The sequence below is a fragment of the Nocardioides salsibiostraticola genome (assembly GCF_054783655.1).
Genome location: NZ_BAAGQD010000009.1, coordinates 13,646 through 26,975, shown reverse-complemented (window position 1 = coordinate 26,975; position 13,330 = coordinate 13,646). Strand labels below are relative to the sequence as shown.

Sequence of the window (13,330 nt, the reverse complement as noted above, 5' to 3'; positions counted from 1 at the left end):
AAGGCACGATTAGACATTGGCACTCACGCCGGGAACGCTGCTGTTGGCCGGTTTCTGGCGAGCTGCGGTCAGCGTCTTCGACGGGAAGACGAACGCTTCCTGGTGACGCGCAATCCCCGTCCCGACGAGGGGTGGACGTGGATCAGTTCATCGGCAGAAACTCGGGCTTGGTCGAAGGGACCCAGAGCCCCTGGAATCCAGGCTCGGTCACACGAGAAAGTTGTCATCAACGTGAGCGCTTGCGCGGAAGCCGAGCCACGACCCGACGCTAACGCCCAGGAGCACCCCGCCAGGTCCGTATGCCTCAATAGCCGACACGACCACTGAGGCGAGCCAGTTAAGGCCTCCGAAGCCGGTCTGCGGTGTGATCTCCAGGACCCCATGACCGATCACCGCGGCCACGCCCAATGCCCCCGCGTAGCACAGACTCACCGCAAGTATCAGCGGCCCGCAGCCCCGGCCGCCCTTCCGCATGACCACGACCGCGGCGGCGCACCCAACTGTCCAGGTGAAAGTGGCGAACATGAACGCCATCCACCCACTGCCTGCAGCCTCTTGCACGTTCGGGTTGATCAGAGCGCTAACGGCCGCGATCGCGACAAGGGCAATGTCAGCAGCGTCGAGCGCCTTGTTGACGTGCTTACCCTCTTGGGCGATGGTCCGAGCAGTGTTCGTGACGCTTGGGTCATCTACAGCCCCAGCCCCCGATAGGTGCAGTGCCTGAGGCTGTGCCGTGATCACCGAGTCGCTCTGCAGCCGGCCGTCTGCGAAGTGCACACGCAACCGCCCGCCGCCGGACCCGCCCGATAGTTCTCGTGTCGCCGCATCGACGGCTTCGCGCTTGGTCCGTGTGTGTGTCAAGACCTGCTGCGAGCTTCCGTCGAGGACCACCCAGCCGGTGTCGGCATCGTTCGCCTTCACTACCCGCTGCACTGTCGTCATGCTCGCGGCCCTCCGTTTGTCGGGTCCTTGCGAGAGACTAGCGCGGAGGGGCGACTTTCTACAGAACTTCGTCACAGGGCGCCGTCCACTCTGCGGTCTACCAATGAGCGCCCTTGTCGTACACGCGCAAGGCCGGCTCCGAGGTCGGCGCATAGGCCGTCGGGGGAAAGATGCGCACGTGGATGCCGCGGCCGAGCCGCGCCCAGCAGGGGTCCCCCACCCGCGACCTTGCAGGTCGTTGTTTGGTCCGTGAGCACGCTGCCGACCCAGCGCATGACGGTGCCGCGCAACGGCCCGTCTACACCTGGACGACCGTGAATGTTGATGATCTGGTCGGGGATGTCCAGCGCTTGCGCCCATGGGGCCAGGTACCGGTTCGGGATCGGCACGCGGCATCGGCCATCGGGCCGCACCGCCAACTCCGGCCCGGCGCTCCCGAGGACCACGAGGGCATCGCCCGCGATCAGCGGGTGGCTTCGGGATGGCCAGGGCCTGTGCGAATCAGGCCGACCTACGCGCTCGGCTCCGGTCCGACCCACCACTCGACGGTTTCCGCGTCGCTGTTAGGAAGCAAGTCCAGGACAACCGACAGGCACGCGGCCACGGCCTCGACTGCTTGCAGCAACGTCTGGCAATCGCTCGGCTGAAGGTCGAGCCAGCGGTACAGCCAGTAGTCGGCGCCGATCTCCTCGGGCGTCTCGGCGCCGAGATCCCTGATCGCCTCGAAGTTCTCGTCGTGTTCGAACCAGTCATCAACCGCAAACACAAGCAGTTTCCCACTTCCGTCAAGGAACTTATCGGCGGCTACTTCGAGACGCAAGATCTCGTCCAATCCGGACTGATCCGCAATCGAACCGAAAGTCATAAACATTGCCGAACAAGCAGCTTCCTCGCACTCGTCGGGGATCCAGTTCACAGCTTCCTCCAACTGTGCTCGCCACGGTAATTCGCCAGCGCCAACAGTCGAGGCTGCGCGACGGACGCCGTCGCTGGAGCCAGTGAGCTCACGGGCACGGCCGAGCAGCATCTCCGCACACTCGATGACCTTTCGCCGCACCGGCTCCCTCGCCATGCTGACGAACGGTACCCCTGAACCGGACCGATCGGGGGTTCAGTTCACCGTGCGTCCCGCGTGCCGATCGGTCACTGGGTCGCTCCGCGCGCCGATTGGTCAGCCGGCACTTGGCTCGGCGCTGCTCGAGAGGCCAGGAGCAGCCCGATCACCGTCATGGCTACTCCTCCCGCAAAGCAGCCAGCTTGCCACCACGACGGGTTGAGGTTGTCGGCACACTCCGCCGGTGGCCAGCAGACAATCTTGCTCGGCGTCTCGAATAACGGGAGGAGCGAGCCGAGCAGTACGCCGATAAGGGCGGTCCGGATCCCCCAGTCCCAGTTCGTGGGCCGGAGATAGGCGCGCCCGAGCGCGACGGCAAGCCAGAGCGCCAGCGAAAGACACGCCCCGGTCACGAGCACTACGGGGCCGAGCTCGGCGTCCCAAAGCAAGATTCCGGCCACGGGCAACGCAGTTACCAGGCCTGTCACGCTTACCGGGAGCAGGACCAGGACCAGCGCCGAAGCGACGGCCCTGATCGGCGGCGTGAGGTCTTGATCTGCACTGTTTGAATCCGAATCTGACGCCACGGGGCAGGAGGCTATCGGAGGCGGGGCCGACCAAGGAATTCCTCGCGGCGGTCGGCCTTGTAGGCGGAGCGAACACCGCGGAGGACCTCGGGCAGCCCGACGCCGGCCGTGCAGACATCGGTCACCGGGTGGCTAGTGAGCGGATCGTCAGCGGCGCTGGATGCGCACAGCGTGCGAGAGTGGGCACGTGACTCGCATCGTAGGCAGATCGGCAGTGCTCCCTAACCTGATGGACGTTGACCGCCTAGTGGTGGCCGCAAGCGCGGGCATGGACCCGAGGACGGAAGGCTGGGAGGGTCGAGTAGTTGAGGGGGTCTGCTGCACCATCAGATGACAGCTTTCGTGCGAGGCCTCGAAGGCAAATGGCACGCGGGACATCGCCGGCGTCGCCGGTGAGGTGGCCGAGAGCGGCCGTCTCGTCCGGTAGGGGTTCGGTGACCGGCCGAGGATGGAGCGGCGAAGACCTCGAGGCGGTCGCGCTTGCGATCAACATTAGGACCGGCAAGGTCCTGGACTGGAAGGCCCGGCGGAGGTGTTCAGCGAGCAGATGCGGTCGCTCCAAGACCCCGGTGTTGCATGGACTGGATGAATTCGCCACCTACACCAGCTGGGTCTTCGGGCACCGGTTGCGTGAGTCCGGGCTGCTGGGGTTGATGGGATCGATCGGCGACTGCTTCGACAACTCAGTGGCCGAGAGCTTCTTCGCCACGCTGCAGACCGAGCTGCTCGACCGCTCGACCTGGCCGACCCGCTAGGGCCCGGCGAACGCGATCATCAGCTTCATCGACGGCTCCCACACCTCGCCGACTACGAGGCCAGCGCCAGCACTCGGTTCCTGCTGGACCCCCGACCGAGACCCCAGCATGATCGATCCCGACCAACCCCACCAGTCCGAAGATGCCGGGGCATTTCATTCGGAGTTAGGCAGCTGGACCTCAACGTTGCGAAGAATCCGCAGAAGTACTTCGTACTGCTCTGGGCGCAAGGCAACCAACGCCGAGGGCTCCGTTAACGGGTCATCTGCGGGGAGGTCGAACACGATGAACTCGCCGGGTGATGCCTTTTCTATGTCACCCACTAGCTCCCGGAATCTACCGGGCGTTCCGAGGTGCCGCCCCGGCTCCTTCTCCGCAAGCTCGAGAAGCGCGTCGATTAGCTGTCCCATAAGGACCGAGTCATCCCCAGCGTCTCGATGCCAAAGCCCGTCCAACACATCCTCGCCATATCCGCAGAAGAGGAGCAGTGCTCTGGCCTCTTCCTCGCTGACCACGAGCCGGCGCCGGATCTGTCCAATCGTCCACTCTTCGCGAGACCTAACAAAGCGCACCAGGCGCCGTGGGGGCACCTCAGTCGGGAGCTTGCGCGCCTCACGTATAGACCACAACGCGGCCGTGGCGCGCCGAAGTTTCTCTAGAAGCGATGTTGACTTGTCGAACGTCTCTGAGACTGTGAACAGCAGTGCCGCCAGCACCAACATGTCCCTCCATGCATCCGGTGGCAGCATCACCGAGTAGCTGGCGCTCGTGCCCACTGGACTCGGGTCGAAAACAACAACCAGTTTGGAAGGGTCGACAGCCAAGTGCCCTTCGTCAAACGACCGCTTCAGATCGCCCATAGATGTGCTCATGTGGCGTTGTCGCCCGGTGCGTTCCCAGATGACCGCGCCGGATACGGACAGTCCTACAACCGGCTCGCGGTCTGGCATCTGGGTTATGCCCTGCCCGCGGTCAAACGTCCAGTAGCGGTGCAACCACACGTTGTCCTCGTGCAGGCGAGGTACGTCATTCTTGAGCGGGACCCGTTTCGGGCGACCGCGACTCTCTAGGTGTCCGCACGTCTCGATTAGGTCGTTGACAACCTGCGAGATCGGCGTCGCTGCACTCGCCTCAATGGTCAGTTGTCCCAGATCCGCGTAGTAGACGGCTGACCTGTGTGCCAAAGGTGCTTTGGCGCGGTCGACGAGCCGGGCACGAGCGGACGACTCACGACGAAAGAGCCGCACCTTGATCGTAAGCGCATCCATGGAGGCATGCTAGGTCTTGGTTGTCTTGCTCCCGAGAGCGACGCTCGAAGCGGGAAGGTTGCGCGGAATCGTGCATTGGTGCTGGCCGCACGCAAACTTGCACGACCACGTTGATGAACTGCCTCGCGAGCGCCCTCTTGGCAAGACTCAGACCGTGACGGCCCCCAACACGCTGCGCTCCTTGATTGACACGCGGAACTCCTTGTGGTCGGCGCGCAGGTCGGTTCGGACGTTGGCGCCGATGATGATCGCGGCGGTCGAGGTACAGGAACTCCTCGCCTGACGGCCTCGGGGGGCCTCGTCGGCGGCGCTGTGCAGCGCCTCGGCGCGGGTCCCAGAACGCGTTCCGGCAAGCCGAACGGCACGCGGAGCGTGCCACAGAGGGAACCCGTTCCGGTGAACGATCGGCGCGGCAGAGGCGCAAGTTGGCTCGTTTGCCCCCCCCAGCATGGTCGGGCAGACCTAGCCCGGTACCTTGCGGTCCGCGGCTTCTCCCCGTCATTCGTGCTGTACTCGGCCGGTGCCCAAACCCAAAACCACTAGGACTCACCCAGAGTCCTGCCCCAAGTGTGCGGCCCCCAAGACACTCAGGACCTACCCCGCTAGCAAGCAAGCCCAGATTTCTAGTCCCGCGCAACTATCACGAACAGTCTGTACGAACGGCAGCTGTTCCGAATCTAGGTAGCTCGCCGCCCTTCAGGGTGCTCAGCCGCCGTCGCTCAGCGGCCCACGCGGTTGGCGAAAATCCCGAGTCACCACCTTAAGCACCTTTCAAGAATTATCTGGATTAACATTGAGGACGGCGCGAACGCTCATCGGCTACTTGATCGGACGTCCCGCGCGCCCATCCTCTTTCGGCACCGTCGGTTCGCCCGAGACTAGATCGCTCCGTCAACGGGGTCCCATAGATGGCCTCGCGTAGCGTCCACTGCTTGATCTGCAGGCCTTTTCTTCAACGAGTCCGGGCAGCAACTGGGACAGGCTGCGCGTGACTCGTCGCACTGATCACAGTTGCACAACTCCGCGGAAGCAGCCTCCGGAAATTTTTCTGAACTTTAAGATGGGCGGTCGCTGACCTGCGATAACGCACACGTGATGCCCCCGCCCGTCCCCCGCCCGTCCTAGGACGGGCGGTTTGAGGACGGGCGTTTTTTGGTGCGCTCGCTGAGGATAGTCGTGGGCATGTACCCCCTATCGCCACAAAGTCGCTCGGCAGGACGGTGGAGTTCTGAGCTCGCACACGAACTCACGAAAGCACCGGGGCTGGTCGCCGCGGCCGAGATCCTCGTCGACCGTGACATCCCTGTGTTTCCGTGTGTCCCTGGTGGCAAGCGCCCGCTGACCGTGCACGGCTTTCGTGACGCGAACACCAACCCTGTGGCCATCGCCTCGTGGTGGAGCCGCTGGCCCAACGCCAACATCGGAATCCCAACGGGAGCGGTCTCCGGGGTGGATGTCGTCGATGTGGACGTCCATCCGATCGGCACCGGCTTCCCAGCGTTCGAAAGGGCCCGTAGAGCAGGGCTCGTCGAAGGCTGGGCGTGGCTCGTCCGGACCCCGTCGGGTGGTGTCCACGCGTACTTTCCTCGCGAGGCCGATAGTCAGCAGCGCTCCTGGCAGAGTTCCGGCCAGCACATAGATTTCCGCGGCGACGGTGGATACATCGTGCTCCCGCCCTCGCGCATCACCGGGAACGACGGTGTGAGCAGGCCGTACCGGCAGATAGCCGTCGCTGAGCACCATCAGTCCGGACCTGTTGACGCGGCAGAGCTACGAGGCTTCCTCGATCCCCCTCGACCCATGAGACCACCGACCGGTATGCCAGCGATCGGGTCCCGCCCGGACAACCTCGCCGCATGGGTCGCAGCCCGACCCGAAGGCGGACGCAACGGCGGGCTGTTCTGGGCCGCTTGCCGGATGGCGGAAGAAGGGCACGCGCTCAACGCCGCTTCCTCGGTTCTGGGCGACGCGGCCTGCGCGGCCGGCCTCCCGGAGCGCGAGGCACTGACGACCATCCGGTCGGCCTACCGAATCAGGGCGCGACTCGGCTCGGAGAACCCGCCACGCCGGGTGAGCGCCGTTGAAGGGGTGGTGTTGTGAACACGTCAGAGTCCTACGAGCGACACCTTCACCGCACACTCCCCCAGACGACCCCGACGGCAGGGCGAGAGAGTCCCGTTGCGGAACTTGCGGTTCATCGTGATCCTTCGCTTCCCGCCACCGCCCCCCCGGTGGCACCTGGGCGAGCCCTGCCGACGGTTGCGTGGGTTCGTCCCAGTGAGTTGTCGGCTCAGGTTGCTGCCCCCTGGGTTCGTCGGGGTATCGATCTCCAGGCCGAACTGACTCGCCGGGCGCGCCGTACGCCTATGACTGCTGCGAAGGCAGGGCGACGGCTCTCGAGGACGGCCATCGAGCAGCCCAGGGCGGCACCGTCGTCGGCCAGCCCAACCGAGGAGATGGGGCTATGAGCACCGAGCCTGTATTCGCGACGACCGAAGGCCTTCGGTTACTTCTCGTCCGACTTCAATACTCGGGTCCGCGAGGGTGGGAGGACGACTCGGAGGCTTCGGCGTTGATGACGTTCGCCATGCGCAAGTACGCCGCGTTGGCCCACAAGCACGGACTCGAACCGTCGGACGCAGCAGTGGCCGCCTTCGACGTCATGCGGACCCGGGCGGCCCGGGTCGCCGATGATCCCTGGGCAGTCGTCACCCGCGCCGTCCAGCTCAGCCTGATCTACGAGGCCCGTGCTCAGGGCCTGCTCTGCTCACCCCACCAAGCACGCCGAGCCGCGTTAGCAACGTGCCACGACGCGGAGCGGTTCAGCGACCGCGAGACGGAGTTGGCCGAGTATCACCCGGCGTTCCGGGTCGAGGACGACCTCAAAGAGATTGACGGGCCCGCGCTCGTCGGGACGGAAGAGCCGACCAATGCCTACGTGGCGCTGGACGCTGCGGTTGTCCTGTTCGTCGAGCTCGGCTGGCCAGAGAGTGCCGCTCGGATCGGACTGGAGTACATCTGTTCACGAGTGATGAGAAGCGGTGATAGGCCTGCCGCCTACGAGGCGCTCCGTCGCGATCAGAACCTCAGAGCTCAGCTGGAGCTCGATCAGGAGTCGTGGCTGGACGTGCTTCGCGTCGTCCTGGGCAACCCCGGTCCGGACTACACGGGTACCGCCGCTGGCCGCGGAATCCTCCTACGCCTCCTGATCGGTCACCGAGTCGACGAGCTGTTCGGCGACATCGACGTGGCCGATGCGATCGAGAAGGCAGCCACCCAGGTGGTTGGAGGCAGTCATGTCTGACGGTGGCCATATCGAACTGGAACGTCAGGTCGACTCGATTCACGTGGGCGTCCGCCATCGGACCGAGTTGGGCGACCTTCGCCCCCTGATGGATTCCATCGGCCGGCTCGGCTTATTGCAACCCGTGACGATCACCCCCGACGGCGTCCTCATCTGCGGCAGGCGCCGACTTGAGGCGGTGAAGCGAATGGGGTGGAACTCCCTGCGCGTTTGGGTGCGGACCGGGCTCTCCGACCACATCACCCAGCTGCTCGCTCAGCAGGACGAGAACGCCACGCACAAGCCCCTCGCACCGCTGGAGGCGGCCGCGCTGTTCAGAGAGATGAGAGTGCTGCTCGCCGAGGACGCGAGCCGCCGGCAGAAGGCGACTCAGTTCGGAGCCGACAGCGACATAACCGCAGCTCAGACCGGTGACGGTGAATCACCGTCACCGCACCCTAAGGGGATGGGCGAGGTACGGCGGCAGGCCGCGACCCTCATCACCCAGAAAGACTCACACCAACAGCTGGAGCGGATTTCAGAGATCGAACGGGTCGCAGCGGACCGGGGCCGGCCCGCGTACCTCCGCCAGATCGCCGAGGACGAGTTGGAGGCGATTCGCAACGGAGGAGGTGTCGACCCGAGCTTTCAGCGGCTGAAGGCCGCGATGGAGCTCGCGCCGCTCCGGACTTCGCCCGCGGATGAGGAGGAAGTTGTTGTTCAGGCCACGCAGACACTCGCACGGGCTCGAGCCGACCACGCCCGACAGGTCAAGGAGAACCGAGCCAAGCGGGCTTCAGCCGCCGCCAGTGCCAAGCGCTCGATGCGTTCCTTCACGTTGATGTGGGCAGAGCTGGATGGCTGGTCGAAGCACTACGACACATCAGAGATCGCCGGAGAGCTCAAGGTCGACGACTGGGAGCTATTCCTGCGAGTTCTAGACGAGACCAAGTCGTTCGCCGAGTCCGTCGATCTCGCTCGGGAGTCTTCCGACACCTGAGTCGTGTCCCCCTCCGACGCAGAAGGCAGCTGACATGTTCTCTAGGATCACTTCCACTGACGCCACTCGTCGGCGCCGTCGTCTGGTTGTTGTTGCGGGAGCGACGTTGCTGATCCTCGGCTCCGCTGCGACGTTCTCGCTGTTGACGCGGGGGTCTGCCGCCGAACGGCCTCCTGTCGAGTCCGGACCGGCATCCGCCCTCCTCAGCAAGGCCGATCGGCCGGCATCGAACCCCTCGCCCACTTTTCCGCCGGTTCTGATCGGTTCCGATCCGGAGGCCTTCGCGCGGCAGGTGGCGGAAGCACTCTTTGTTTGGGATACCGACAGCATGACCACGCCGGTCGATCTCATCGGACAACTGGTCGGGGTGGCTGACCCGACAGGTGAATCCTCCGCCGGTCTCGTGGCTGACGTTGCGAATTATCTCCCAACGCTCGACGCGTGGGCCGAGTTGCGGCGCTACGAGACCCGCCAATGGATCGAGATCGTGGCCACAGAAATCCCGAGTCTCTGGCCCACCGCCGTCCAGCAGGCAGGGCCCGATGGGTTCCTGCCTGGTACTACGGCGTACACGATCCGGGGGGTTCGTCACCGCTCGGGAGTCTGGGAGGGCGAAGCGGTCAGCACGGCACACGAAATGGCCTTCACTGTCTTTGTCGTCTGTGGGCCGTCGTACCCCGAGTGTCATCTGCTCCGGTTGTCGCGACCTGATGAGCCCCTGGGTTGAGGTCCAACGATGCGCAAGGCGATGGTCCTCGGGTTGGTCCTGCTCGCCTTCGGACCCGCGAGCTGTCTGCTGGGCATGGGAGTGCTGATGAACCCGGCCGCCCAGGCATCCTGTCTGACCCGTGGTTCTGGCGGGCTGGCAGCGGTCGGGACGATTCCCGATGGGCTCACGGTTGCCAGGAGTGACGGCGTCCGCGTTCAGCTCGACCAGCGCCAGCTCACTCATGCGGCCACGATCATTGAAGTCGGAGGCCGGACCGACGGAGTCGGACGCGATGGGGTCACCGTCGCGTTGATGGCTGCGTTGACCGAGTCCAGCCTTCGGATGCTGTCCAACACCAGCGCGCTGCCAAGCTCCGCAACATTTCCTAACGACGGCGACGGCGGAGACAACGACAGCCTCGGGATGTTCCAGATGAGACCGAGCACGGGTTGGGGAAGCGTCCCGGAGTTGATGGATTCGCAGTTTCAGGCACGAGCATTTTTCGGCGGCGTTTCGGGACCTCACCGCGGTTCGCCACGTGGCCTGCTGGACATCACCGGCTGGCAGTCGCTCCCGAAAGGCACTGCGGCCCAGGCTGTGGAGGTATCCGCCTACCCCGACCGATACGCGCGATGGGAACCAGCGGCGACGGCGATCATCGACGCCCTGACGCGAACGCCGTCACAAGGATCACCGATGCCGGAGTCCGGACGAGTCGTCTTCCCGCTCCCGAGTGGGACCTGGGTCAAGACGAGCGAGTTCGGTACGCGCGTGGACCCGATCACCGGAGTCCGCAAACTACACACAGGGGTTGACCTCGCAGCCCCAAGCCAGACCCCCATCCTCGCCGCCGCGGATGGTCGAGTCGCGTTCGCTGGCACTGCGTCGGGCTACGGCAACCTGATCCTGATCGAGCACACCTTCACCGGTCAGCGGGTGACCTCTGGGTACGCACACATGAACGCCGACTCCATCCGCGTTCGCGTCGGCGACACAGTCGCCGCCGGCCAGACCATCGCTGCTGTGGGCATGGTGGGCAACACCACCGGACCGCACCTCCACTTCGAGATCCGCCCCGGCAGAGCGAACGCTGCCCCGGTCGATCCCGAGCCATGGCTGGCATCGCAGGGGGCGGCCGAACTCCGGAGCGACCAAGACGCCTCCGACACCGGGTGCGGCGCTGAGACTGAGAGCGGTCCGGCCTCGTCGTACCCCGACAAGAACCCCGATGGAATGGTCGATGACCCCACCACCGACGGACAGATCACCGGGCGGACCGCCCACGTTCTCACCCAGATCCAGGCGCGCTTCTTTTCAACCCGATGGTCTTGCTGGTCGTCGCGGGTTGGCACCCAGTCGGAGCACCCCCTTGGCCGCGCTTGCGACGGCACGTTCGGCAACTCCATCGGCACCGCCGCAACCGGGAGCGCCCTCGACCTTGGGTGGAAAGTCACCGACTGGCTCAAGGCCAACGCCCAGACCCTCGGCGTCGAGTACCTGATCTGGCAGGGACGGATCTGGTCGGTGGCTCGCACCTCCGAAGGCTGGCGCTCCTACAACGGCGGAGGGATGCACGACCCCAACAACGTGACCGGTGGACACTACGACCACGTTCACTTCACGGTCGTCGGTTAGCACCTGACTGACATGAACACAGTTCCCTCCCCCGTCCCTTTCGCCGGCCCCGACTTCGGCGCCGTTGGCGGCTCGAGCCAGCTCCGGCAGATCATCGGCGCGTTGTTCACCTACGGACTCATCGTGGCCGTGCTCATGATCGTGGTCTGTGGTGCGACCTGGGCTATCGCGTCGGCTGGGGGCAGTTGGCAAACCGCCAGCAAGGCCAAGGCTGGTCTGTTCGTCGCGCTCGGCGGTGCAGTGCTGACAGGTGGTGCGCTGGTGTGGGCGAACTGGCTGCTCGGCATCGGCGCCTCGCTTTAGCTATGGGCAACGACTCCGCGACCGAGGTCTGGTTCACCCGCCCTCCTCAAGCCCGATCGGGGTAAAGCAAGGAGCGGGGAGGCGTCGAGCACCTGAGCAACAGGAACCCATCCCGCACCTCAGGAGTCATCGTGATTCAGATCGCCATCCCGCATTTGTTCGTCCATCTGCTGGCGCAGAACATCGAAATCAACCCGAACTCCAACGGCCTGCCCGGCATCAGTCAGCTGCGGAACATCGTCGGTGCCACGATGACCGTGGGACTTATTCTCGCCGTGCTCGCCCTGATTATTTCCGCCATCGTGTGGGCCCTCGGCGCCAACTCGTCCAATCCGCACTTGGCGGGTCGGGGCAAGTTGGGTGTGCTCGTTGGGGTCGGGGCTGCGGTCATCACCGGCGCTTCGGTCACCCTCGTCAACTTCTTCTGGAACGTCGGCCAGTCCGTTTAATCCGACCTTCAACGAGAGGCGTCACTGCGATGGTCGATGTGTGCAATGTGCCGGTGATCTCCGGCGTCTGTGACACAGCAGGTGAAGCCGCCGGGAGCCTTGTGAAGGCCCCCTTCGATTGGCTCGCGGAAGGAATGGGCAACGCAGCGGCCTGGATGTTTGAGTCGGTATGGACCGTCTTCGACTCCACCACCATGGTCGACGTCACCAGCGATGAGTACACGAGCGTCTACAACATCCTCTTCGGTGTTGCCGTCTTCGTGATGCTCGGCTTCTTCATGCTCCAAGTCATCGGCGGCATGATCCGCCGAGAGCCGACTGCGTTGTCTCGGGCGCTCCTTGGATTGGCGAAATCGATCCTCGGCTCGTTCGTTGCGTTAGCGCTCTTGGCGACCGCTTTGGAGGTGACCGACCAACTGTCCATCGGGATCGTTCATGCCGCCGGTACGAACATGGAAGAGATGGGTAACCGGATCGCCATACTCGCGGCCGGGATCGGCACCCTCAACATCGCCGCTCCCGGCGCCGGGGCAATCCTCACCATCTTCATCAGTGGGCTGATGATCACCGCAGCCGTCATCGTCTGGATCAGCTTGCTCACCCGCAAGGCGCTGTTGCTCATTGCAATCGTGTTCGCTCCCCTGGCGCTCGCCGGGTCAAGCTGGGACCAGACCCGTGGCTGGGTGGGCAAGTGGGCGCAGTTCGTGATCGCGCTGATCCTCTCCAAGGTCGTCCTAGTCGTGATCTTCCTGCTCGCCACGGCACAGGTCTCCGCACCGATCGACAGTGACCTCGAGTCCGTCAGCGAGCCGATCGCCGGGGTGGTCCTCATGCTCATGGCGGGATTCGCGCCGTACCTGACCTACAAGGCCATCAGCTTCATGGGCTTCGACACCTACCACGCAATGTCGAGCGAGCAGGAGGCGAAGTCGGCGCTCAACCGCCCGATGCCGATCCCGATGAGCCGGTTGCCCGGCTCCGAGGCGAGCAAGGTTCTCGACGGCGCAGCGTCCTCGGGTTCGGGTGGCGGAGCCCCGGCACCAGCGACCTCGACTGGTTCCGGTGGAGGCGCCGGGCCGGGTGCTTCGGCCTCAGGTGCTTCGGCCTCAGGTGCTTCGGCCGGCGGGAGTGGGGCCGCGGCTGGAGTGGGCGGACCCGTGGCTGTAGGCGCGGTCGTGGCTAAGGAGTCGGCCACGGCCGGGGCCCGTAGCGGGAAGGCCGTGGGTGCGGCGGCCTCGCAGCAAACTGATGCTGCCGACCAGTCCGCGCCGGCGTCGGGTCCTCCGATGGCGCCGCATGTGGCTGACTCCGTCCCCGGATCGTCCGGTAGCGGCAAGGACTGACC

12 protein-coding genes and 1 pseudogene are annotated in these 13,330 nt (G+C 65.0%); 10 read left to right on the top strand and 3 right to left on the bottom strand.

All coding sequences use genetic code 11. From position 1 onward, the window contains the following. Window positions 1-207: 207 nt before the first annotated feature. Entirely contained in the window at window positions 208-942 is a 735-nt protein-coding gene (locus ACYVLV_RS06290; RefSeq protein WP_460808565.1) for a DUF2188 domain-containing protein, read from the bottom strand. A gap of 511 nt (window positions 943-1,453) precedes the next feature. Beyond that, window positions 1,454-2,014 carry a hypothetical protein gene (locus ACYVLV_RS06285; protein WP_460808563.1) on the bottom strand — a complete coding sequence of 187 codons (561 nt, stop codon included), beginning with the start codon at window positions 2,012-2,014 and terminating at the stop codon, window positions 1,454-1,456. A 1,003-nt stretch (window positions 2,015-3,017) separates the two neighbouring features. On the opposite strand from ACYVLV_RS06285, the gene ACYVLV_RS06280 reads away from it, so the two are divergent. After that, entirely contained in the window at window positions 3,018-3,338 is a 321-nt protein-coding gene (locus ACYVLV_RS06280) for a hypothetical protein (RefSeq protein WP_460808600.1), read from the top strand. A gap of 155 nt (window positions 3,339-3,493) precedes the next feature. Here the strand turns inward: ACYVLV_RS06280 and ACYVLV_RS06275 are convergent, their stop codons facing one another. Beyond that, the gene (locus tag ACYVLV_RS06275; protein ID WP_460808561.1) at window positions 3,494-4,606 is read right to left on the bottom strand and encodes a hypothetical protein; all 1,113 of its coding nucleotides are present in this window, start codon (window positions 4,604-4,606) and stop codon (window positions 3,494-3,496) included. Between the two features lie 1,182 nt (window positions 4,607-5,788). Here ACYVLV_RS06275 and ACYVLV_RS06270 point away from each other — a divergent pair. From ACYVLV_RS06270 to ACYVLV_RS06230, 9 genes and pseudogenes are all read left to right on the top strand, one after another. Continuing rightward, window positions 5,789-6,295, top strand: a pseudogene (locus tag ACYVLV_RS06270) (bifunctional DNA primase/polymerase); the annotation flags it as partial. A 111-nt stretch (window positions 6,296-6,406) separates the two neighbouring features. Next, window positions 6,407-6,706: a primase alpha helix C-terminal domain-containing protein gene (locus ACYVLV_RS06265; protein ID WP_460808597.1), complete on the top strand. Its 300-nt coding sequence runs from the start codon at window positions 6,407-6,409 to the stop codon at window positions 6,704-6,706. 364 nt (window positions 6,707-7,070) lie between these two features. Continuing rightward, window positions 7,071-7,910, top strand: coding sequence for a serine/arginine repetitive matrix protein 2 (locus ACYVLV_RS06260; RefSeq protein WP_460808559.1), 840 nt, complete (start codon window positions 7,071-7,073; stop codon window positions 7,908-7,910). Continuing rightward, entirely contained in the window at window positions 7,903-8,889 is a 987-nt protein-coding gene (locus ACYVLV_RS06255) for a ParB N-terminal domain-containing protein (protein ID WP_460808557.1), read from the top strand. The genes ACYVLV_RS06260 and ACYVLV_RS06255 overlap by 8 nt, the downstream gene beginning before the upstream one ends. Window positions 8,890-8,923: 34 nt before the next feature. Next, complete coding sequence (locus ACYVLV_RS06250) at window positions 8,924-9,616, top strand: hypothetical protein (protein WP_460808555.1); 693 nt, start codon at window positions 8,924-8,926, stop codon at window positions 9,614-9,616. 9 nt (window positions 9,617-9,625) lie between these two features. Beyond that, a complete protein-coding gene (locus ACYVLV_RS06245; protein ID WP_460808552.1) occupies window positions 9,626-11,233 on the top strand; it encodes a M23 family metallopeptidase in 1,608 nt (535 codons plus the stop codon). A 12-nt stretch (window positions 11,234-11,245) separates the two neighbouring features. Further along, complete coding sequence (locus ACYVLV_RS06240) at window positions 11,246-11,536, top strand: DUF6112 family protein (RefSeq protein WP_460808550.1); 291 nt, start codon at window positions 11,246-11,248, stop codon at window positions 11,534-11,536. A gap of 134 nt (window positions 11,537-11,670) precedes the next feature. Continuing rightward, window positions 11,671-11,985, top strand: a complete 315-nt coding sequence (locus ACYVLV_RS06235; protein ID WP_460808593.1) for a DUF6112 family protein — start codon at window positions 11,671-11,673, stop codon at window positions 11,983-11,985. A gap of 155 nt (window positions 11,986-12,140) precedes the next feature. Then, entirely contained in the window at window positions 12,141-13,328 is a 1,188-nt protein-coding gene (locus ACYVLV_RS06230) for a TrbL/VirB6 family protein (protein ID WP_460808549.1), read from the top strand. The last annotated feature ends 2 nt before the right edge of the window (window positions 13,329-13,330 follow it).